Origin of the sequence: Marinococcus luteus, from assembly GCF_900106595.1 — a bacterium.
Classification (GTDB): domain Bacteria; phylum Bacillota; class Bacilli; order Bacillales; family Marinococcaceae; genus Marinococcus; species Marinococcus luteus.
The window spans coordinates 151,112-170,948 of sequence record NZ_FNNC01000005.1 but is presented as its reverse complement, the minus strand read 5'-3'; the positions used below and the strand labels follow the sequence as shown (position 1 = coordinate 170,948).

General features: G+C 47.6%; 25 protein-coding genes. 15 read left to right on the top strand and 10 right to left on the bottom strand.

The window, feature by feature from the left end; genetic code table 11:
- Positions 1-54: 54 nt before the first annotated feature.
- The 4 genes from BLV22_RS11465 to BLV22_RS11450 form a co-directional block, all read right to left on the bottom strand.
- A complete protein-coding gene (locus tag BLV22_RS11465) occupies positions 55-474 on the bottom strand; it encodes a DnaJ family domain-containing protein (protein WP_091615373.1) in 420 nt (139 codons plus the stop codon).
- Between the two features lie 63 nt (positions 475-537).
- Positions 538-1,605 carry an NAD(P)H-dependent flavin oxidoreductase gene (locus tag BLV22_RS11460; RefSeq protein ID WP_091615370.1) on the bottom strand — a complete coding sequence of 356 codons (1,068 nt, stop codon included), beginning with the start codon at positions 1,603-1,605 and terminating at the stop codon, positions 538-540.
- Positions 1,606-1,716: 111 nt separating this feature from the next.
- A complete protein-coding gene (locus BLV22_RS11455) occupies positions 1,717-2,304 on the bottom strand; it encodes a PAS domain-containing protein (RefSeq protein ID WP_281241109.1) in 588 nt (195 codons plus the stop codon).
- Between the two features lie 187 nt (positions 2,305-2,491).
- Positions 2,492-3,583, bottom strand: coding sequence for a GGDEF domain-containing protein (locus BLV22_RS11450; RefSeq protein WP_143030982.1), 1,092 nt, complete (start codon positions 3,581-3,583; stop codon positions 2,492-2,494).
- A gap of 183 nt (positions 3,584-3,766) precedes the next feature.
- Between BLV22_RS11450 and BLV22_RS11445 the strand changes: the two genes are divergently transcribed.
- The 11 genes from BLV22_RS11445 (at position 3,767) to BLV22_RS11400 (ending at position 10,824) form a co-directional block, all read left to right on the top strand.
- Positions 3,767-4,297: a TetR/AcrR family transcriptional regulator gene (locus tag BLV22_RS11445; protein WP_176967752.1), complete on the top strand. Its 531-nt coding sequence runs from the start codon at positions 3,767-3,769 to the stop codon at positions 4,295-4,297.
- Entirely contained in the window at positions 4,297-4,608 is a 312-nt protein-coding gene (locus BLV22_RS11440) for a DMT family transporter (RefSeq protein WP_091615361.1), read from the top strand. The genes BLV22_RS11445 and BLV22_RS11440 overlap by 1 nt, the downstream gene beginning before the upstream one ends.
- 16 nt (positions 4,609-4,624) lie before the next feature.
- On the top strand, positions 4,625-4,990 hold the full coding sequence (locus BLV22_RS11435) for a DMT family transporter (protein WP_091615358.1): 366 nt from the start codon (positions 4,625-4,627) through the stop codon (positions 4,988-4,990).
- A 203-nt stretch (positions 4,991-5,193) separates the two neighbouring features.
- Positions 5,194-6,222, top strand: coding sequence for a DUF6612 family protein (locus tag BLV22_RS11430; protein ID WP_091615356.1), 1,029 nt, complete (start codon positions 5,194-5,196; stop codon positions 6,220-6,222).
- Between the two features lie 128 nt (positions 6,223-6,350).
- A complete protein-coding gene (locus tag BLV22_RS11425) occupies positions 6,351-7,097 on the top strand; it encodes a class D sortase (protein WP_091615353.1) in 747 nt (248 codons plus the stop codon).
- A gap of 155 nt (positions 7,098-7,252) precedes the next feature.
- Positions 7,253-7,558 carry a PadR family transcriptional regulator gene (locus BLV22_RS11420; protein WP_091615351.1) on the top strand — a complete coding sequence of 102 codons (306 nt, stop codon included), beginning with the start codon at positions 7,253-7,255 and terminating at the stop codon, positions 7,556-7,558.
- A gap of 17 nt (positions 7,559-7,575) precedes the next feature.
- Positions 7,576-8,751: a chromate transporter gene (locus BLV22_RS11415; RefSeq protein WP_091615346.1), complete on the top strand. Its 1,176-nt coding sequence runs from the start codon at positions 7,576-7,578 to the stop codon at positions 8,749-8,751.
- 125 nt (positions 8,752-8,876) lie between these two features.
- Positions 8,877-9,803, top strand: coding sequence for a prenyltransferase (locus tag BLV22_RS11410; RefSeq protein ID WP_091615343.1), 927 nt, complete (start codon positions 8,877-8,879; stop codon positions 9,801-9,803).
- Between the two features lie 96 nt (positions 9,804-9,899).
- Entirely contained in the window at positions 9,900-10,091 is a 192-nt protein-coding gene (locus BLV22_RS11405; protein WP_091615340.1) for a YwbE family protein, read from the top strand.
- A gap of 188 nt (positions 10,092-10,279) precedes the next feature.
- The gene (locus BLV22_RS15195; protein ID WP_245724083.1) at positions 10,280-10,426 is read left to right on the top strand and encodes a hypothetical protein; all 147 of its coding nucleotides are present in this window, start codon (positions 10,280-10,282) and stop codon (positions 10,424-10,426) included.
- Between the two features lie 41 nt (positions 10,427-10,467).
- Positions 10,468-10,824: a GNAT family N-acetyltransferase gene (locus BLV22_RS11400; protein ID WP_245724082.1), complete on the top strand. Its 357-nt coding sequence runs from the start codon at positions 10,468-10,470 to the stop codon at positions 10,822-10,824.
- Between the two features lie 136 nt (positions 10,825-10,960).
- Here BLV22_RS11400 and BLV22_RS11395 read toward each other — a convergent pair whose 3' ends face one another.
- Together BLV22_RS11395 and BLV22_RS11390 are read right to left on the bottom strand one after the other, a co-directional pair.
- Positions 10,961-12,094 carry an alcohol dehydrogenase catalytic domain-containing protein gene (locus BLV22_RS11395; protein ID WP_091615338.1) on the bottom strand — a complete coding sequence of 378 codons (1,134 nt, stop codon included), beginning with the start codon at positions 12,092-12,094 and terminating at the stop codon, positions 10,961-10,963.
- A 92-nt stretch (positions 12,095-12,186) separates the two neighbouring features.
- Positions 12,187-13,245, bottom strand: coding sequence for a sulfotransferase (locus tag BLV22_RS11390; protein WP_091615335.1), 1,059 nt, complete (start codon positions 13,243-13,245; stop codon positions 12,187-12,189).
- Between the two features lie 129 nt (positions 13,246-13,374).
- Between BLV22_RS11390 and BLV22_RS11385 the strand changes: the two genes are divergently transcribed.
- Both BLV22_RS11385 and rpiA read left to right on the top strand, forming a co-directional pair.
- Positions 13,375-13,989: a hypothetical protein gene (locus tag BLV22_RS11385; protein WP_091615332.1), complete on the top strand. Its 615-nt coding sequence runs from the start codon at positions 13,375-13,377 to the stop codon at positions 13,987-13,989.
- 69 nt (positions 13,990-14,058) lie between these two features.
- On the top strand, positions 14,059-14,742 hold the full coding sequence (gene rpiA / locus BLV22_RS11380; RefSeq protein ID WP_091615330.1) for a ribose-5-phosphate isomerase RpiA: 684 nt from the start codon (positions 14,059-14,061) through the stop codon (positions 14,740-14,742).
- A 48-nt stretch (positions 14,743-14,790) separates the two neighbouring features.
- Here rpiA and BLV22_RS11375 read toward each other — a convergent pair whose 3' ends face one another.
- Positions 14,791-16,812, bottom strand: coding sequence for a heavy metal translocating P-type ATPase (locus tag BLV22_RS11375; RefSeq protein ID WP_091615327.1), 2,022 nt, complete (start codon positions 16,810-16,812; stop codon positions 14,791-14,793).
- A gap of 137 nt (positions 16,813-16,949) precedes the next feature.
- Between BLV22_RS11375 and BLV22_RS11370 the strand changes: the two genes are divergently transcribed.
- Both BLV22_RS11370 and BLV22_RS11365 read left to right on the top strand, forming a co-directional pair.
- A complete protein-coding gene (locus tag BLV22_RS11370; RefSeq protein WP_091615325.1) occupies positions 16,950-17,486 on the top strand; it encodes a macro domain-containing protein in 537 nt (178 codons plus the stop codon).
- 170 nt (positions 17,487-17,656) lie between these two features.
- Positions 17,657-17,977, top strand: a complete 321-nt coding sequence (locus BLV22_RS11365) for a hypothetical protein (protein ID WP_091615322.1) — start codon at positions 17,657-17,659, stop codon at positions 17,975-17,977.
- Positions 17,978-18,015: 38 nt separating this feature from the next.
- On the opposite strand, the gene BLV22_RS11360 is transcribed toward BLV22_RS11365, so the two are convergent.
- From BLV22_RS11360 to BLV22_RS11350, 3 genes are read right to left on the bottom strand one after another with little or no spacing between them, the layout of a single operon-like run.
- Complete coding sequence (locus tag BLV22_RS11360; RefSeq protein ID WP_091615320.1) at positions 18,016-18,915, bottom strand: DUF5996 family protein; 900 nt, start codon at positions 18,913-18,915, stop codon at positions 18,016-18,018.
- Positions 18,916-18,971: 56 nt separating this feature from the next.
- Positions 18,972-19,379, bottom strand: a complete 408-nt coding sequence (locus BLV22_RS11355; protein WP_091615317.1) for a VOC family protein — start codon at positions 19,377-19,379, stop codon at positions 18,972-18,974.
- Between the two features lie 22 nt (positions 19,380-19,401).
- Positions 19,402-19,827 (bottom strand): VOC family protein, encoded by a 426-nt coding sequence (locus BLV22_RS11350; RefSeq protein ID WP_091615314.1) that lies wholly within the window; start codon positions 19,825-19,827, stop codon positions 19,402-19,404.
- Between the last annotated feature and the right edge of the window lie 10 nt (positions 19,828-19,837).

The following is a 19,837-nucleotide window of genomic DNA, read 5'->3' as shown; positions in this document are numbered from 1 at the left end:
TTGAAATAAATATTTCATAAAGGGTTGATTTTAAACCGGTGTCTTTCAACCGGTTTAACGCCACCGCTCATACTGGCTGTGCAGGCTTTCTTTCTCTATTAAACACCTTTGCAGACTCGGTGTTGGGCAAAGCTGATTGTACCGTCGGACTTTTTTATTGATTTTACTGATTTCTTTTTTTATACGGCGGTCAGAGAGTGCTTCATCCGCCTGCTGCTTTAGTACCTGCCCGAGGTCCTCCCGGATTTCCCGCTGCAGCCGGACCCACGAAGGCACAAATCCGTTTCGTTTTAAAAGAGTGTCGAAGGTGTCGCTTTGCAGGTACTCCTTTGGCAGCGGCTTGCCGCGTCCCCGCAGATGGTCAAAGCCGCCCTTCTTTTCGTGCTCCCGAATCAATTCACCAACAGGGTCGCGGTACATTAGTCCTTCTTTTTCACCGGCGAGCCTCTCGTTGTATTCCTTCGATAACGCCATTCGTTATGCCCCTTTGCTTTTTTGATATTTTCATTTTAACAAACAGAGCATGCGAGAATCTTTCTAAAGGCTTTCCCATGTTTCTTCCGCCTCTTCCATCAGACGCTTAATCATGACACCTGCCGGCTCCTGTACGCTCAGACGTGTTCCCTGGCCACTCCAGAGAGACATAAATGCAGGCTCGTTTTGTCTGGCCGCTTCTTTGCGAATCGGCTGCGTAAGCATATTTTGAATGGGGTACGGCGGCCAATTGTGCTCGAGCGCCTCCATCCATATCATCATTTTATTTGCAATTCCTCTAGCCGGCTTGCCGCTGAATATGGAAGTAACAGCGGTGTCCGTTTCTTTACTCATTAATACCGCCTCCTGATGGGCCTGCGGGGCGCCGCTTTCCCTGCTTGTTAAAAAAGCAGTCCCCATCTGTACCGCTCCCGCGCCCAGGGCGTGTGCAGCCAAAATACCGCGTCCATCCATAATCCCCCCAGCTGCAATTACAGGAATGTCGACCTCGTCCACGACCTGGGGCACTAAAGCCATCGTTCCGATCATCGCTTTCCCGAAGGACTCTGCAAAGGTTCCACGGTGCCCGCCGGCTTCACTCCCCTGGGCCACTACCGCGTCCATGCCTGCCTGTTCATTTTGAACGGCTTCTTCAACTGTGGTGGCGGTGCCGATCAAAAAGACGCCGTGGGCTTTCAACCGCTCAACCTGGGAGGCGGAAGGGATGCCGAAGGTAAAGCTGCAAACTGAAATTTTTTCTTCTATAATAACTTCAAGCTGTTCTTCAAAGAAAAAAGGCAGCTTTTCCGGCATCGGTTGAGCGGCCAATTTTAATTCTTTATGAATCAGAGAGAGCTTTTCATTGGCTGACTGAACATCTTCAGCGACCACTTCCGGAGTTTCCGGCACGAAGACATTTACCGCAAACGGCCCCGAGGTCTGCTTTTTCACAAGTTGAATGGCAGAGCGAAGGTTCTCTGCGGTCATATATCCGGCCCCTATAGTCCCGAGCCCGCCTGCTCTTGTAACTTCTGCCACTAACTCCGGAGTAGTGACCCCACCGGCCATGCCGGCTTGAATAATGGGCTGTTCGAGTCGAAGACGCATAAGTAATTCAGGACGTACCGCCATATGTGCTCTCTCCTTTACTACAATATTTAATACAATTAATTGGAAATGTATTTATTATAGCATGGCATATATCGAATATAATTCTTTTGAACTAAATCTAAAGTTTTACACTTATTTTTCGCAAATAAAAAAGCAGGGATACTGATCCGCTGCTTTTTTATAAAATATCCCGGAACTGCTTTGCCCTTTCTTCCAGGCCTCTCGCTGCTGCTCCAATGACTCCAGAATCGCAAGATTGTTATTTGCCTCTGTCACTACCTGCTGGGAGTTTTCAGTAATCTCACGACTTTTTGTCATACCGTCCTCCGCCCTCTTTAAGAGGTCCTCAGACATGTTCTGCACAGAATCTGATAACTTTGTCATTTCGTCTTCCCGGCGGGTAATATCTGTCGCTGCCTTCAACACCGCGTGTACATTCCCCGCATCATCAAGCACCGGCATGTACGTAGCTTCAAGCCTTACCAGCTTACCGCTTCGCGTCATCCGCTGTATTTTATCCTGAAAGGATTTTCCCGCTCGCAGATCCTGCCAAAATCTTTCATAATCCCGGCTCGAAGCAAAATCCGGGGTGCAGAACTGCCGGTAATGCATCCCTGCCATGTCTTCTTCATGATACTCCATCGCCGCAGCAAAATGGTGGTTTGCCCACAGCACCCTCCCATTGAGATCGAACTCAATGATGGCGAGCGACTGTTCCAGCGCACGTAAAACCTGGGACGCGTCTAAAACCTGATCGTTATTTTTTGTTTTTTCATGGTGAATACCTCTCTAGTTCTTTTTTATTATATAATATTAATACTTTATACCCAATAACCTATTTTAAAAACACTTTTTCTAATACATATTTATAAAAAAGACTCAATTATTTATAAACAATAAAAAAGACCTATTTTATAAGGTCTTTTTTAGAATACATGCAAGTCTGGTTACGACCCTGGTTTTTTGCCTGATACAAAGCATCATCTGCCTGCTTGAACAGCTCTCTTTCCTCCACAGCTGTCCCAGGAAATATAGAAACCCCGGTCGACACAGTAATATACAGTGTCTGATGATCCGTGAGGAAAGGATATTTTTCCACCCGCTCCCTTATTCGTTCAGCGATATCGACTGCTTTGGGCGCTGGACAGTTGGACAATATAATTGTAAATTCTTCTCCACCTTTTCGGTACACAGAATCCTCCGGCCGGACCATTTCAAGAAGCACCGTGCCAAGCTGCCTTAAAATATCATCTCCGGCTGTATGCCCATGACAGTCATTAATATCTTTAAAATGATCGATATCGATCATGAGCAGTGACACCGACTGCTTCATTTTCGAAGCCTGCTCGAGATTTTTTGTTAACGAATAGGCAAAGCTCCTCGGATTATCAAGGCCCGTGAGCGGATCTTTTAAAGACTCAGCCCGATACTTATGAAGAAGCTGATTGGAATAAGTCAGCCGCTTCACCATATATACTGCTGCAAACGCTCCGGCAAACGACACAAACCAATAGCTGAGTGCCACTTCCGTATAAAGATCCACAGTATTCAGCTGGTACATCATAATAATGAGAAAGTAAATGTTGGAGCATAGAAGCATATAGAATGCTGCAAGCCACGGATTTCGCACCATCCGGGCGATAAAAACATACACCGCCGTGCTGAAAATAATCATGCTGAGCGGGTATAAAACAATTACCCCACCACCGATGGCGATACGTGAAAACGAAATAATGACCGCAGCCGCTACTGCAGGTATCCATCCGCCAAACAAAGCGCTGAGCATAATTGGGATATGACGAAGGTCGATCAGGGTGTACTCATTAACCCTGATGCCAAATCCGATTAACACCATGCCGAGTAATCCAAACAGTATGCCGGTAAACAGCCTCACCGGTATAGGGGTGACACGTGAAAAGGAATGCTCCCGGAATACCTGGTAATAAAAAAAAAGGAACGTCACTAAGATGGTTAAATTAACAAAAAGCTGACTAAACACAACGGCCCTCCTCCCACCATTCAGGCCCCGTCCACGCTTCTGCGCTCCGCGGTTCAATCTTTTTTTGTACAGACCTTTACACCGGTTATGGATAAGCTGACTTCTTCTTCGCTTTTTATCCGTTCCTCTGCTACACTTTTTACTATACCGTCCAGACTGTTGACTAATAAAGGAGAATCAACAATGAGTAAACGAGTAGAAATTATGCATTCTGCCGCCCGCATCATCCGCAGGGACGGCTTTAACCGCCTTACTCTTCACGCTGTGGCAAATGAAGCAGAAGTGAGTAAAGGCGGGCTGCTTTATCATTTTCCAAATAAAGAACGGCTCGTATATGAAATGAATGCTTATGCGCTTGCCCGGTTTCATGAATTAATCGAAGAAAAACGAAGCACTGCTGGCAGCTATATTAAAGCTTACGCGGAAGCAACACTTGAAGAGCTTCGATCGGGAAGCAATTTTTTAATAAATGCGAGCCTGCTTGCCACCCTTGCTGATCACAAAGAGGTGCTCGATCTTTGGAAGGAATACAACGAACGCTGGCAGAAACTTTTTGCTTCAGACGCTTTTCACACTGATGAAGCTTCTATGATCCGGCTGTTAAGTGACGGCATCTGGTTTTCACATATTTTTGAGATTAATACCATGCCCCTTTCACAGTCTGAACGTCTGCTTCAAAAACTTTTGGGGCGCTTTGAACAAGGAGAAGTGTAATGGTTTATGTGCTCATAATCATTTCTGTCGTATGCGAAGTATTTGCTTCCTCCATGCTCAAGCTTTCATATGGTTTTACCAGGCTGCTCCCGTCTCTTGGTTTTGCAGCCGGCATGGGCATTGCTTTTTACCTGCTGGCTCTCGTTCTCCAAACCCTTCCGCTCGGTGTCGTTTATGCTACGTGGAGCGGACTTGGCACCATTTTGACTGCCTGCATCGGCGTTTTTTATTTCAGGGAAAAAATGAATAAAATGAACATTTTAGGTATTGTATGCCTGGTAATTGGTCTTCTTATGATGAATTTAGGATGAAAGGAAGGAATAATTTATGCGTGCTGTTCTTCTGCTATTTGCTGCGATTTTATTTGAGGTTACTGCATCTACGTCCTTGAAACTTTCAGAAGGTTTTACCAACCTTATTCCCTCTCTGACCGTTTTTATAGCATTTATCGGGGCTTTTTTCTTCCTGAGCCTCGCCTTAAAATCGATCCCGTTATCTGTTGCTTATGCTGTATGGGCAGGTCTTGGTACGGCTTTAACAGCCGTCGCGGGCATTTTGCTTTTTCAGGAATCATTTGGATGGATGAAAGCTGCCGGCTTATTTTTGGTCATTTCCGGGCTTATTCTTCTTCATGTGAAAAATAGCCGCCGCACGAAAAAAAGCAGATATTTCCACCGTGCCCGGCATGCTTAAGCTCCCCTCCAGTTTTTTGAATCCCGAAGCCCCTATAAAATATGGCTATACGGGCTTTTTTTCTCACATTTTTTCACAAATTTTTAAAAAGTGCGTTTATTTCCGACATTTATAAGGTAAAATTACCATAGAATACCAGAAGCCAGTGGTTTACCACATAAGCTTTTGCCGAATAAATGAAAGAAAAGAAAGGACGAAAAATGATGAAAAAATGGATCACAGGAAGCAGTGCCGGTTTTTTAGCTCTCGGTGTAATCGCCTTACCCGCCCAGGCAGAAGAAATGAATGCAGGGGACGTTCTGCAGCAGTCAAATGAAACTATGGCTGAGCTCGACAGCTATTCTGCCACCACCGAAATTTCACAGGAAATTACAAATGCCGCCGGTGAAGGGGAAACAATGACGAACAGTTCCACTTCGGAACAGGACATTACGATGGATCCTTTCGCTCTCCACCAGACAACTAATACAGTCGATCCGGTCAGCGGTGAAGAAGTATCCACAGAAATGTACTGGACAGAAGACGGCTACTATGTAGAAATGCCCGATGGCAGCTGGACTATGATGCCCGGCGACATGATGGGTGGCATGGAAGAGATGACCACAAATCCAGGCATGCATATGGGAGCTTCAGAGTCCTTTGCTGACGAAATGGACGTAGAAGAGACCGAAAACTCCTACGTACTCACATACGAAGGAAGCGGTGAAGAGATAGAAGAAGCAGCCAGTCAAATGATGCAGTCGGATATGGGCAGCGGTATGGCTGATGAGGAAATGATGGAAGAGACCTGGAGTATGATCGATATTCAGGACGTATCCATGAGCCTGACCGTGGATAAGGAAACTCATTACATGACAGCGAGCACCATTAATCTGGATGCTTCTTATGAGATGGAAGAAATCACCACAGACATGAACCTGACAGCTGATTCCACCTACTCCAACTTCAACAGCGTCGGTGATATTACTGTTCCGGAGGAAGTCATGAATGAGGCTGTACCGATGGATGAAATGGAAGGCATGGACGGAATGAACGGTATGGAAGACATGCCTGAAGAAGACATGCCTGAAGAAGGCATGGCCGAAGACGAGGCTTCAACGGAAGAAGGCGCTGAAGGCGGAGAAATGCCTGAAACAGCAAGCGCCCAGCCTGCCTATATGGCTGGCGGTCTGGCCCTTGCCGGCCTGGCCGGCGGAGCCCTGTTCTGGACAAGACGCCGCCAGCAGGTATAATAACCTTTCGATCACGCAGCCTTCACCTCTCTGGTGAAGGTTGTTTTTTTCTCCATTGACCGTGTATTATGGAAATAATAGTAATGTGTATTGTGGTCTGTTACGTCCTTTTACTGGAGTGAGCATATATGGAAAAAATATTTATTGCGATGATTGTTATCGGCCTTAGTATTACCGGATACTTCGGATATCAGTGGTTTGATGCCAGAGCAGGAGTAGATAAAATTTCCACCAACGAAGAAGACGTTATCACTGATTCTGCGAATGAATCAGCGGAAGCTCCGGACGATAATAACTCCGAAGAGCAAAACGATTCTTCCAGCGTGGAAGCTGCCGGGGAACCAGAAGCCTATACGCTGCCTGAAGGAAACAATACAGACACGAGCCCCGACGAAGCTTCCTCTTCCTCCTCCGACAACAGCAGAGATTCGGCGGTGATGAGCGATGAAATAGATCAATGGGATAAAGGCGAAAATGTAGCCAAATTAAAAATTCCGGAGCTTGGAAACTCTTATTCCATCTACTGGGGCACAGATGATGAATCGCTTGACCAGGGCGTTGGTATGTACGTCAGCGAATGGACAACCACCCCGGAAGAGTCCCGCCACACGGTGCTCAGCGGCCACCGGGACACAGTCTTCACCGGGCTTGACGAACTTGAAGACGGGGACTCTCTTATTGTCGAGTATGAAAACACCCAGTACGTTTACCGGCTGCAGGAAACATGGGTGACGGACGCCGAGGACCGCTCTGTCATTGTAGACAAAGACGAACCAACGCTTACGCTCACCACCTGCTATCCTTTTGACTATATCGGCAGTGCTCCTGATCGTTACATTGTAGAGGCAGAACTCGAACAGACGAACAGTCTTTAAGCACCCAAAACGGCTCCGACGGCCAGCCAGCGGAGCCGTTTTTTCATTTTTCCGGCAATGTTTCAAATTTGTTTTCCCCTCTTGCTATAATAAAAATTAATTGTTATTCTTTCGATATCGGATTTCGATATCGAAATCCGAAAGGATGATCGATCATGGAAGATAAAACACTTCGCAAGCTTTTTTTAGGCTTTATTCACATTCACATTCTACATCATGCCTCCGAGCATCCCGTATACGGGCAATGGATGCTTGAGGAACTGCAGGAACACGGTTATTCAATGAGTGCGGGCACTCTTTACCCGATTCTTCATGCTATGGAAAATGACGGCCTTTTACACAAAGAAAATAAAAACGTGAACGGAAAAATCCGTAAATATTATACCACCACAGATAAAGGAGCCGGAATTTTGCAGGAAGCCCGCGCAAAAGCCTATGAATTGTTTAAAGAAATCAAGTAAAGACAGGAGAGAACGCCATGGGAAAAACATTGGGCCAAAAATGGCTGGAGATATTTTTGATTTCCACGCGGCTGGGACTGACCTCTTTTGGCGGCCCTATCGCCCATTTAGGCTATTTTCATGAAGAATACGTACGACGCAGAAAGTGGCTCGACGAAAAGAGTTATGCGGATCTTGTCGCCTTATGTCAGTTTCTTCCCGGCCCTGCCAGCAGTCAGGTCGGCATAGGAATAGGCATTGTCCGGGGAGGTCTCGTTGGAGGGTTTATTTCCTTTCTGGGATTCACCCTTCCTTCCGTTATTGCTTTAGTGATCTTCGCCCTCGCACTTGAGGGCCTCGACGTCAGCGATGCCGGCTGGCTCCAGGGACTGAAAATCGTCGCTGTGGCAGTTGTTGCCCATGCGATATGGGGCATGGCCCAGAAGCTCACACCTGATCTTCAGCGCCGCACCATTGCCCTGCTCGCCATGAGCGGTACTCTTTTATGGCAGACCTCTCTTGCACAGGTACTCGTCATACTCGCAGCGGGCGGGGCCGGCTGGGTGCTGTACCGCTCGGTCCAGGAGGCAGATAATACGGAGGTCATCGAAACCGTTTCGCGCAAAACAGGTGCTTTCTGCCTGACACTCTTTTTTGTTCTGCTCGCTGCACTGCCGCTTTTACGGGACTGGACCGGGTCTACCTTCGTAGCCATGTTTGACAGCTTCTACCGGGCCGGGTCACTTGTGTTCGGCGGTGGTCACGTTGTTCTTCCTCTGCTGGAACGGGAGTTTGTCCCGACCGGATGGATGAGTGAAGAAACGTTTCTAGCGGGCTACGGGGCAGCCCAGGCTGTACCGGGGCCTTTATTTACCTTTGCTTCCTACCTGGGCACTGTCCTCTCCGGCTGGCAGGGAGCCCTGGTCGCCTCTGCAGGCATCTTTTTACCAGCCTTTCTTTTAATTATCGGAGCGCTGCCGTTTTGGTCTCTGCTTCGTAAAAACACTCATATGAAAGGCGTTTTGACCGGTGTAAATGCTGCTGTTGTAGGTATCCTTTTAGCTGCCTTTTATAATCCAATCTGGACGTCATCCATTACCTCCTCACTGGATTTTATACTGGCTGCTTTTCTATTCACGATGCTTGCCTTCTGGAAGCTTCCGCCGTGGGTAATCGTCGTCAGCGGTGCAGCCGCAGGCGCTGTTCTTTTATAGAACAGCGTCTTTTTTACTGTTCTATGCCGGCTCTTCTCCCCTGGATACTGTACGAAACCGCCAATAAATGGGATACTAGTACCAGAAAAATTGAAATTATCAGGAACCAGAAAGGAAAGATGTGGATGGCCAATCAATTAGCCGGGACGCTGCGCAGTGCGTGGATGCTTGTTCGTGCCATTGCTGTTATATCTTCGAGTATTGCCACGATCGTCTCTACCATGCTGCCGCTTTTTTTATACTCGTCTCTCTCTGCTTCTTATTTAACAGCCGTTTTTATTCTTCTGGCCATTGGCGCTTTTCTTATTCACGGGCTTCTCACTCACGCTTTTAATGATTATGCTGACTATCTTTCAGGCACGGATGAACACAGCCCTGCTATTCTGTCCGGAGGCAGCCGCGTTCTGCAGACCAATGCCATGTCGTTAAAATCATTATGGCTGGTCGGAAAATGGCTCGCTATCGCATTGCTTGGCATTGCCGTACTTTGTTTTATCTTTGGCTATATTAAAGTCGGCGTACTTCTTCTTGTCGGCGTCTGGGCAGCGGCTTCTTATTCCCTGCCGCCGTTCAGCCTCAGCTATAAGCCATTTCTCGGAGAATGGCTCAGCCTGTTTCCATCCATATTTTTGCTCGGTCTCGGCGGAGCATGGCTGGCGCTTGGAAACATTCCGGAATGGGCTTGGCAGAATGCATTTATAAATGCCATGATCTGTCTGGCCTGGGTGATGGTCCATCATATTCCGGACCGGGAAGCGGACATGCAGGCCTCTCCCGAAAAGCGTACCACTGTAGTCTGGTTCACCCGTGAATTTGGCTCCCCTTACGCTCATATGCCTGCTGTATGTTATTTAGTGATTTCGGGGCTCACTATTTTTTGGCTTGGCAGTGACCGCCTGTGGGCGGCAGCAGGGCTGGCCGTACTTATGGCAGTATCTCTTATTCTTGTCAGCCGGATGGATAACTCCAACCCCGAGCACGTATCAGCTGTAGAAAAAACCCTTTTGCTAATCGCCATGCTAAATGCCGGATGGCTCGGTATTTTTATTTAAACCGGTGGTGCAGCGATTCAGGAAAGAGAATTTATTGTTTTCTCTTTTCGGTTGTCTGCTAAAATAAAGCATCACCTTTGAAAGGAAGGACATGTTATGGACGGCACAAAGCGTAAAGATATTACCCCGGGAACAGAAGTGGATATTGTATTAAAAAAAGATCAGCGGAGCGGCGCGCTGACCCGGGGAATCGTTAAAGATTTACTTACCAATTCCCCGAGCCATCCGCACGGTATTAAAGTCCGGCTTGAAGACGGCCAGGTAGGACGCGTCAAACATATTCATTAAATTCACAGCATCCTTAAGCTCCTCTCTTTGCTCAAAGAGACGGGGCTTTTTCATTCCAGAAAAAGTATGGAAATTAAAATATATCAATATAATAAAATCTGAATATTTTCTTCATACTTGAATCTTCCTTTCAACCATAAATTCTGTAGGAAATATGTTATCTCTGCATGAGCAACAGGAGGTATAGAATGAAGCTTCAACAAAGAAAGAGAGAAACAGAGCGTTTAATTCTGCGTCCGCTGCAGCCGGATGACTTTGATAGCTACAGGCATTCTCGGAACGAAAACCATCCCAGCATTTATACGACCCCGGTCGTCCGGAAATCAGCCGTTTAACTAAAGCAAAATTCATGGATATGATTCAGCAGAGAAAAGCGATGAAAGAGCAGGATAGTACCTATGTATACGATATTTTTCATAAAGACGGAAATCATCTGGGACATGCTGATATTACTACGTTAATACGTGAAGAATTTCAATGGGGCATGCTCGGCTATATGATTCATAACCAGCACTGGAATCGGGGGTTTGGGAAAGAAGCCGTCCAGGAGGTTCTATGCGCTTCTTTTGATGATCTGTATTTTCACCGGATAGAAGCTCACATTAATGTCGATAATCACCCATCCATCTCTCTTGCAGAAAAAGCCGGAATGGAATATGAATGCCTGCGCCGGAGATTCATTTACGAAAACGATGCGTGGAAAGATAACCTTATCTACTATAAAAATGCTTAATACAGTGTTTCACGTGGAACATTTTATTTTTGGCCTGCCGGCAGTTCCAATCAAGCTAAAGATCACTTTTTTAACATAATAAATGCGGAACCTTTATAAAATTATAAGGTTCCGCATTTACTATATTAGAATTATTTTATGGCTTCAAAATCACTTTAATATTGCCATCTTCTTTTTCGTCAAAGATGCGGTAGCCTTCAGCTGCATCCTCCAATGGAATTGGGTGAGTAATAATATCCGTCGGATCGAACAGTTTGTTTTCAATCATCCGGTAGAGGCTCGGCATCATATGAATGACCGGTGCCTGTCCCATCGTAAGCGCAACGTTTCTTGTAAAGAAGTCACCAATTGGGAAATTGTTGGCTTCGGTGCCGTAAACACCAGTCAACTGCACGACTCCGTTTTTCTTCACGGACTGAGAAGCTGTCACAATCGGGCTGATGGTCCCAAACTGGTTGTCGCTTTCGGAACCGAACGTTGTATCCGGTGGTACGGTGCCATCCATGCCTACACAGTCAACGACTACGTCTGCCCCGCCTTTTGTATCTTGATGAAGCAGTTTGCCTATTTCTTTTGTTTCACTGAAATTGTACGTTTCCACGTTGTTTGTTCTTCTCGCATGCTCGAGACGGTGCGGCACCTGATCCACCGCTATGACGCGGGAAGCCCCTTTCATCCATGCAAATTTCTGGGCCATTAACCCGATCGGCCCGCAGCCTAAAATAATGATCGTATCCCCATAAGTCGCTCCACTGTTTTCAATGCTCCAGAATGCAGTAGGTACGACGTCTGAAAGGAACAACACGCTTTCGTCCTTCAGTTCACTATCTTCCGGCACTTTAAAAGAAGTAAAGTCAGCATACGGTACACGCAGGTACTCCGCCTGACCGCCCGGGAAGTTCCCGAAATCCTCAGAGAAGCCGAACAATCCACCCATTTCCGCGTGCGGGTTGGAATTGTCGCACTGGCTTTCCATTTGATGGGTGCAGTAATAGCATTCCCCGCATCCAATGTTAAATGGAATAACAACGCGGTCTCCTTTTTTCAGCGTTTTTACATCGGGCCCGACTTCTTCTACGATTCCCATCGGCTCATGACCGACAACATAATCCTCCGGCGTCGGAATACCACCTTTATATAAATGCAAGTCCGATCCACAAATACCACTGGCTGTAATGCGTACAATCATGTCATCGCTGCGTTCAATTTTCGGGTCTGCAACTTCTTTGACTTCCATGTGTTCTTTGCCTTGAATCGTTACTGCCTTCATTATTTTAGACCAGCCTTTCTGTTATTTAATCTGTGTCTGGAGTTACTGGTTTTAAATACTCTTTCCGATTATGATAATTTGTAAACACTTGGTTACTCGTAGTCTAAATAGCGAAGTGCCGGCCCTACCGCTTCTTCCAGCACAGTTCTTTTCTCTTCCGGCAGCTCCGGCCACGTATCCGGCTTGGGATCGATGTGTCCGGTGCCTTTTTTTATCCATTGTTCGTTTGTTTCTTTTGACGCAGAGGGCGGATTTATAAAAGTAATCAGACGATCGAGCTCTCTTTCCGGTGTTTCCAGCAGATCTTCATACCGAAGCCAGTGCTGCTGAGTCTCCGGCAGACCTTCGATCACACGGCCTGCGTGCAGCAGTGACCTTGAAATCCAGGACCCGAGTTCCTTGTACGGGATGTCCATCTGGTGCAGTTGTTCAAGTTCAAAATAATCCGGGTGCAGCCACTGGTAGAAGCCAAGCTTTTCAGCCTCCGTCGACGGATCCGAGGGATCAGCCCCTGTTTCTTCCATCGCCTTTAAAATAGCTTTTCCCATTTTCATCGTCTGGAAGCGGTTAAAAGCTACGGCAATTTCCCGGGGATCCCGGTATAAAAAAACATATTTCGCGTTCGGGAACATGTCTATTAAGTATTCGACTGCGTCTGTAGAAAATCCGGAACGCTCTACACAAGTGTCACCATCAAATCGCTGCTGCATCCACTCAAACAGGCGGCGGTACTGGTCCGGCAGCGAGCCTTGCGGAAACGCAGGAACAACTTCTTCAAGCTCCCGGTACAGCTTATCCGGTTCATCGGTTAAGTGAGGAAGGGTGATGGACGCAATAGCCGGCAAGCCCGTTTTCTCGTTAAACAAAGTATTTTCCGTTCTCTCATAAAGCACTTCTTTATTGTACAGCCCTTTCTTTTCGTACGGAGCCAGTCGTATCGGCTCTTTTTGGGCGAGCAGCTCCCAGAATTCACTGCCTGTCCACGTTTGGTTATCGAATTGCTTCCATTCTTCACCGCTGATACCGAAATTATAATGAAGAGAAAGAATCATTTCAGACAGGCTTACAAGTTTAGGATGAAGATGAATGCAGTTGGACACAGCTGTTGATCCGCTTCTCCCGGTAGAAATAATAAATACTGGCTCCGTCATTGAAAACACTCCTTTTTATCGTGATCCATTCACTTTTTCTCTACCCTCTTTTACCATAATTATGACGACCGGTCTTTCTTTTGGGTTATTTTGGTACAATAGCAGGAAATGGAAATAGGAGGCCATCATATGCTTTTCCATTATCATCACTGGACGCCCTACATAGAACAAACCGAAGCCTTTTATGCCCGACTGGGATTTCGCGTCTCCCAGCGTATTGGAAAATACAATGGCAGCTATCAGTCCTTTGACCCTCCGCTGGATTGGGATGACTTCCGCGGCAGACCAATCACATTCCGCATTATTGAAATGCGCAGAGGTTCTGTAAATATTACATTCGGCCAGGGAAAGCGGGTCATGTTTGACCATATCGGCTACCTGACAAATGAACGCCGGCTCGGGATTATTTGCCAGCAGGCTGAGACGGCGGGGCTGCGTGTTCAACGAGGAGAAAAAAGAACGTTTATTTCCACCAGTCATTCGTTCCGGGTAGAGCTTCAGACGCATCAGGAGGCTGTTGACGAGATTGACAGCCCCTTCCGGCTCCAGAGTCTCAACATCGAAACCACTACGGACGGCCTTGAGCAGGAAATCAACCAACTGCTTCACCCTTATTCTTCCGGCGTACAATCTCTTATCACTCACCGTCATGCTCTTCATTCAGCCCTGATATCACATCCTGCTTTTGAAGAGACTGTCGACCCAAACGGGGTGAAGCTCATTTCTGCCAGGACCAGCAGCTGAAGCCGCAGGTTTGACCAGAAGCAGAAAAGGAAATAGCCTGCTTAAATACATCCTAAAGGAGCTTTTTTTATGTCCAGGGAACAGCAAAAACAAGACGCAGCAGCAAAGGCTGTCGAGTATATTCCAGATAATTCTATTGTCGGACTGGGCTCCGGATCCACTATGTACTGGGTCATGCAGAAGCTTGGAGAACTTGTCCGGCAAGGGATGCACGTCCAGGGCATTCCTTCCTCCCCTGCTACAGAGCAGTGGGCAAAGGAATTTCACGTGCCGCTGGTCTACTTCTCGAGCGACATGACGAAAGCTGATGTGGCCATTGACGGTGCAGACGAGGTCGATCCTGACTTTCATATGACCAAGGGAGGTGGCGGTTCCCTGTTAAGGGAAAAAATTATTGCCGACGCAGCAGATAAGCTGATTATTGCTGTGGATCAAAGTAAAATTGTGCAACAGCTCGGCTCCTTTCCACTGCCGGTCGAAATCACGCCATTTGGATGGCAGAAAACAGCACGCGATATTCAATCGCTGGGCTGTGACCCCGTCCTTCGCCGCGACCGCGGTGACCCATTTGAAACAGATAACGGCAACTACGTGATCGATTGTGATTTTCAGCTGATCGAGCGGCCGGACGAGCTGCACCACCAACTGATTCAGCTGATCGGCGTTGTGGAAACAGGTTTATTTGCTGATATGGCAGATATCATCATTGCAGGTACAGACAGCGGAGCTGAAACGTTCGAAAATAAACGGTGAAACCAACCATTAAAAAACCCGGGAGGCAGAAAGCCTTCCGGGTTTTTCCTACGTTCGCAGCAGCTGGGCGTTTATAGCTACTACTACCGTACTGATACTCATCAACAGCGCTCCGACAGCCGGACTCAGCAGAATACCGACAGGCGCCAGTACACCGGCTGCAAGTGGTATAGCAGCGATGTTGTAACCGGCAGCCCACCAGAGGTTCTGAACCATTTTCCGGTACGTTTTCCGGGACAGATCAATAACGGAAAGCACATCGAGCGGATTGCTCTGCACAAGTACAATGTCAGCAGTTTCCATTGCAACATCAGTGCCGCTGCCAATCGCAATACCAACATCCGCTGTCGCGAGCGCGGGCGCATCATTGATACCGTCGCCCGTCATCGCAACCTTTCTGCCGGACTGCTGGACTTTCTTTACCTGCTCTGCTTTATGGTCCGGCAGCACCTCCGCGTACACTTCTTCAATGCCAAGCTGGGCTGCTACCCAATCTGCCACGCGCTGATTGTCCCCCGTAAGCATAATCGGTTTGATTCCCTGTTCGTTTAAGCGCTCCACGGCTTCTTTGGCGGATTCTCTCACCATATCAGCGAGCGCCACCATTCCGATCAGCTCTCCATCAACCAGTACAAATACAACCGTTTTTCCTTCTTCTGCCTTCTCTTCGAAGGTTTTCTCATCATACGTCAGCTGATGATCTTTCATGTAGCCGGGGCTGACAATTTTCACCGCTGACCCGTTCACAGATCCTTCAAGTCCCTGGCCGGTCATCGTTTGAAAGTCTTCTACCTCATGCAGCTTGATATTGCGCGCTTTAGCTTCATTAACGATTCCTTCCGCCAGCGGATGCTCCGATTCCTGTTCCACGGAGCCGGCAAATTCAAGCACCTGCTCTTCAGAATAACTGCCGCTTGGGACAACGTTAGTTACACCGAAGCTCCCCTGGGTCAGAGTCCCGGTTTTATCAAAAATGACTGCGTCAAGCTTCCGGGCACTTTCAAACGGCGGCCGGTTACGGATTAACAGCCCCTGTTTTGCGGATAATGCCGTAGAGACAGACACGACGAGAGGAGCTGCGAGTCCGAGAGCGTGCGGACAGCTGATAACCATTACAGTAACGGCCCGTTCTACTGCACTGTCTGTCGAACCGCTTACCATCCACCAGATAATAAACGTCACAATGCCCGACCCAAGCGCAGCATAAAACAGCCATTTAGCTGCCCGGTTTGCCAGATCCTGAGCCCGTGACTTGGATTCCTGGGCTTCCTGTACAAGCGTAACTACCTGCGAAAGATACGTCTGATCGCCGGTTTTTGTTACTTCAATTGTTAAGCTTCCGTCCTGGTTGACTGCTCCTCCAATTGCCTCGTCCTGCTCGTTCTTTTCTACTGGAAGCGATTCCCCGGTGAGCATGGATTCATCCACTGAGGACCTTCCTTTTATAATCGTTCCGTCCACCGGCACTTTTTCCCCTGGTTTAATAAGAACGTGGTCTCCCTGTTGAAGATCGTCCACGCTAACTTCTTCTGTCTCCCCGTCTGCTTTCACCCGGCGGGCTTCATGAGGCATGAGCTTAATCAGCTCCTGCAGGGCGTTTGAAGCCCCCATTATCGAGCGCATTTCGATCCAGTGCCCGAGGAGCATAATATCAATTAACGTAGCGAGCTCCCAGAAAAACTGGGTGCCTTCCCAGCCAAACACTACCATAGTGCTGTATCCGTAAGCTACGACGACAGCCAGCCCGATCAGTGTCATCATTCCCGGACTTTTTTGCTTCAGTTCGTCTGCTGCTCCGGTTAAAAACGGCCAGCCGCCGTAGAAGAATACGACCGTTGCAAGTCCGAAAAGCACCCACTGATCATAAGGGAAAGCCCAGTCAAGACCGAGGAATCCCTGAATCATCGGGGTCAAAAGCAAAATAGGAACGGTTAAAATGATTGATACAAAAAATCTTCTTTTAAAGTCAGCAATCATAGCGCTGTGGTGTTCATGATGATCATGTCCGCCGCCATGATCTTCGTGTTCTTCATGATGCTCTTGTCCGTGCTCTCCGTGTTCGTGTGCCATTGGCCCACCTCCTTTAATATGATTCCTGTAAATACCCTACCCCAGTATAAAAAATAATAAACAAAAGCCTCTCCGCATAGAAAGACAAAGATAAGGGAAAAGCCTCTACAAATGATGTATTGGAGGCGAAAGCTTTTATGCAGACAGAATATCAGGGTATCACCATCGAATCTGTCAAAGGCGATATTACCAAGCAGGACGATCTCGAAGCTGTAGTCAATGCCGCCAATGCCCAGCTTTTAATCGGCGGAGGGGTTGCCGGTGCTATTCACCGGGCTGCCGGTCCGGAGCTCGAGGAGGTCTGCAAACCACTCGCCCCTATTTCTCCCGGGGAAGCAGTGATCACGGAAGGGTTGCAAATGCCAAACGATTATATCATTCACTGCCTCGGCCCCGTTTACGGAGTTGACAAGCCTTCTGATGAACTCCTTCGTGCCTGCTACCTTAACGCCCTGCAGCTGGCCGAAGACAAAGGCATTACAAGCATTGGGTTCCCTGCCCTTTCCACCGGGGCTTTTGGCTACCCTCTCGAGCAGGCGCTTGTGGATTTTATGCCTGCCTTTTTGGATCAGCTTTCTCATGCTGCTTCTATTCAGCATATCCGGTTTGTGCTATTTAGTGATAAAGATGCTGCCTCTTACGAAAAATATATTCAGCAGGCGGTTTCCTATTAACCGGTCCAGGATCCGGAAACTGCAGCAATGGATACCTCTTCTGCCGGGCTGATGCTTCACAGCTATTCAGCTGCAGGGTCCGACTTTCGATTTGAATTTGCTGCTGTTGGTTACGTTTCATCTCATGGAGGGAATGTAGAATTGTACCTTCAACTGAAAGGAGATCATCTATGAAAAAATTCTTTTCTATCGTCGGGCTCGCAGCTTTATTTGTGACAGGATCGGCTGTCCCGGCGCAGGCTTCTGAAACCCCAACGACTGTTCAACAGGAACAGAAGCAGGAATTCACCCCTTATGAAGCACTCCAGACAGTACGCGATCAGGAAGGAACAGATGCGGAGTTAAAAATCGATCAATATCCTTCGATCAGCGAAAGCGGCCAGGCTTATTACCAGGTGCAGGCACTGGACCTTTCCCTTATTGAACAGGGCGACGACGGACTGCTCCAAACGTACCACGTGTATGAAGACGGACGCGTTCTCGCCGTATAAACATCAACCCCGTGCAGCAGGAGCTGCACGGGGTTTCTCTATTTAATGGTTGGAGGCTTTTTCATTAAAAGCGGACGGTAAAAGTATTCCCGGTCCCTCCATTCAAGTTCTGCATGCAGTAAAGCAAACGTCGAATGGAAAAACCTCTGTATTGCCTTTTCGTCAAAGTCATTGGTAAGAGGCAGAAAGTACTCGCTCGCGTTTTGATCATAATAAGCCTCTTCAGGCTCAAGCGCCGGGCTGTTTAAATCCTTTTGCCGAAAAGGATATGGCAGAACGAAAAAAGCGGGCCTGGCTGTATTATCATCACCGGGCCAAAATCCAAATTCGATAAACTGCTCGTCAAAAGCAGCCTTTTCAATCGTTTTATCCTCTGGAAAAGGCTCCGGAATACTTTCCACGATAAGCGTCGAAACGTCGAAGGTGCCCCAGAATAAACCCGGTTTGATTTTACGGCACCTAAGCGGCCCGATAAAAGCCAATTCCTCCTGATACGCTGCCTGCATCATTTTGAGCCCCTTCATAGCTACCTCTGCATCGTACCGTTTATGCACCTGGTCTTCCGGGAACCATATCGTCACCGGCATTTCCTGTGGCCTGGGATGAATGTGCACATGAACTCCGGCCTGGTGAAGACAGCTGAAGATCCATTCGTAATATGTTTGAATGGACGTGCCGTCTTCCAGCTTTCTGGTTTCAGCATCACCTTCGACTGCCACTAAAAGCCGGCTGTGCCGAATGTCTATTTCGAGCTCAAATGCTTTGCGGTCCTTAAGCAGCATACCTGTAGAGAATCCATTCCGGGTAACTTCAAGCATCACATGCTCCCACTGTGGCTCCTGCGGCGCTGTTTCAAGCCTTATTTTTCCGAGAATCTGGGAGAGAAGCTGAAGGGTTAGTTTTGTTTCCTTCCATTCCTGAAAAGATATAATTTCCATTAAATACTGCTCCTTTCTTTCGGAGGAAGCTGCTGTTGTTTATTGATGCCTTTCTGCTACACTGCGTTTTCATCCATATACATTACTTCCCAGAGATGACCGTCAATATCCTGAAAGCTCCAACCATACATAAAGCCTCCGTCCATCGGTTCGTTGGATGGACGGCCGCCTGCCTCCAGCGCCTTTTGGACAATCTCATTGACTTCTTCTTTGCTGTCTGCAGAAATGGCTAGAATCGATTCCGCCTCTCTGCTGGTATCGACCATATCTTTATTGGTAAAGGTTTGAAAAAACGCTTCCTGGAGCAGCATGACATACATACCGCTTCCCAGTATCATGCACGCAGCATTTTCATCCGTGAAGCGCTGATCGAATGAAAACCCGATAGTCTGGAAAAACTCCATCGAAGCCTCAAGGTTTTTAACCGGAATATTTACAAATATTTGCTTTGTCTGCAGACTCATTGCATCTGCACCTCCCTCTTTGTCATTTTTCTTTTTCGTAAGCAACCACATGCCACAGCACACCAAACTGGTCCTTCAACTGTCCGTAAGCCGGACTGAAAAACGTTTCTGCCATAGGCATGATTACTTCTCCGCCTGCTTCAAGAGCGTGAAACGTTTCTGCTGCCGAGGAAGCGTCACTCATGCTAAGTGCGATCGACACCAGACTTCCCGGAGCTTCCAGATCAGAGCTTTCTGAAAACGTATCTGAGAGCATCAGCTCCGTATCACCGATTTTTAAATAAGCATGCATAATGAGTTCTTCGGCTCCGGGTGGTATTTCCATGCCTTCGACCTCTGCATAGGTCTGGCTTTCGATAACTCTTGCCCCCAGGGCTTTTTCGTAAAAAACAGCCGCCTCCCGAGCTTTTCCGGTAAAAGTGAGGTACGGAGTCATTCCGGTAATCATCGTACACACC

Coding starts and splice junctions, on each gene's coding strand:
- BLV22_RS11440 (WP_091615361.1), top strand. CDS start 4,297: ATGGTTTATGTGCTCATAATCATTTCTGTCGTATGCGAAGTATTTGCT.
- BLV22_RS11400 (WP_245724082.1), top strand. CDS start 10,468: ATGAAAGAGCAGGATAGTACCTATGTATACGATATTTTTCATAAAGAC.
- BLV22_RS11435 (WP_091615358.1), top strand. CDS start 4,625: ATGCGTGCTGTTCTTCTGCTATTTGCTGCGATTTTATTTGAGGTTACT.
- BLV22_RS11430 (WP_091615356.1), top strand. CDS start 5,194: ATGAAAAAATGGATCACAGGAAGCAGTGCCGGTTTTTTAGCTCTCGGT.
- BLV22_RS11415 (WP_091615346.1), top strand. CDS start 7,576: ATGGGAAAAACATTGGGCCAAAAATGGCTGGAGATATTTTTGATTTCC.
- rpiA (WP_091615330.1), top strand. CDS start 14,059: ATGTCCAGGGAACAGCAAAAACAAGACGCAGCAGCAAAGGCTGTCGAG.
- BLV22_RS11410 (WP_091615343.1), top strand. CDS start 8,877: ATGGCCAATCAATTAGCCGGGACGCTGCGCAGTGCGTGGATGCTTGTT.
- BLV22_RS11365 (WP_091615322.1), top strand. CDS start 17,657: ATGAAAAAATTCTTTTCTATCGTCGGGCTCGCAGCTTTATTTGTGACA.
- BLV22_RS11390 (WP_091615335.1), bottom strand. CDS start 13,245: ATGACGGAGCCAGTATTTATTATTTCTACCGGGAGAAGCGGATCAACA.
- BLV22_RS11370 (WP_091615325.1), top strand. CDS start 16,950: ATGCAGACAGAATATCAGGGTATCACCATCGAATCTGTCAAAGGCGAT.
- BLV22_RS11445 (WP_176967752.1), top strand. CDS start 3,767: ATGAGTAAACGAGTAGAAATTATGCATTCTGCCGCCCGCATCATCCGC.
- BLV22_RS11460 (WP_091615370.1), bottom strand. CDS start 1,605: ATGGCGGTACGTCCTGAATTACTTATGCGTCTTCGACTCGAACAGCCC.
- BLV22_RS11425 (WP_091615353.1), top strand. CDS start 6,351: ATGGAAAAAATATTTATTGCGATGATTGTTATCGGCCTTAGTATTACC.
- BLV22_RS11355 (WP_091615317.1), bottom strand. CDS start 19,379: ATGAGTCTGCAGACAAAGCAAATATTTGTAAATATTCCGGTTAAAAAC.
- BLV22_RS11385 (WP_091615332.1), top strand. CDS start 13,375: ATGCTTTTCCATTATCATCACTGGACGCCCTACATAGAACAAACCGAA.
- BLV22_RS15195 (WP_245724083.1), top strand. CDS start 10,280: ATGAAGCTTCAACAAAGAAAGAGAGAAACAGAGCGTTTAATTCTGCGT.
- BLV22_RS11350 (WP_091615314.1), bottom strand. CDS start 19,827: ATGATTACCGGAATGACTCCGTACCTCACTTTTACCGGAAAAGCTCGG.
- BLV22_RS11405 (WP_091615340.1), top strand. CDS start 9,900: ATGGACGGCACAAAGCGTAAAGATATTACCCCGGGAACAGAAGTGGAT.
- BLV22_RS11375 (WP_091615327.1), bottom strand. CDS start 16,812: ATGGCACACGAACACGGAGAGCACGGACAAGAGCATCATGAAGAACAC.
- BLV22_RS11420 (WP_091615351.1), top strand. CDS start 7,253: ATGGAAGATAAAACACTTCGCAAGCTTTTTTTAGGCTTTATTCACATT.
- BLV22_RS11465 (WP_091615373.1), bottom strand. CDS start 474: ATGGCGTTATCGAAGGAATACAACGAGAGGCTCGCCGGTGAAAAAGAA.
- BLV22_RS11395 (WP_091615338.1), bottom strand. CDS start 12,094: ATGAAGGCAGTAACGATTCAAGGCAAAGAACACATGGAAGTCAAAGAA.
- BLV22_RS11360 (WP_091615320.1), bottom strand. CDS start 18,915: ATGGAAATTATATCTTTTCAGGAATGGAAGGAAACAAAACTAACCCTT.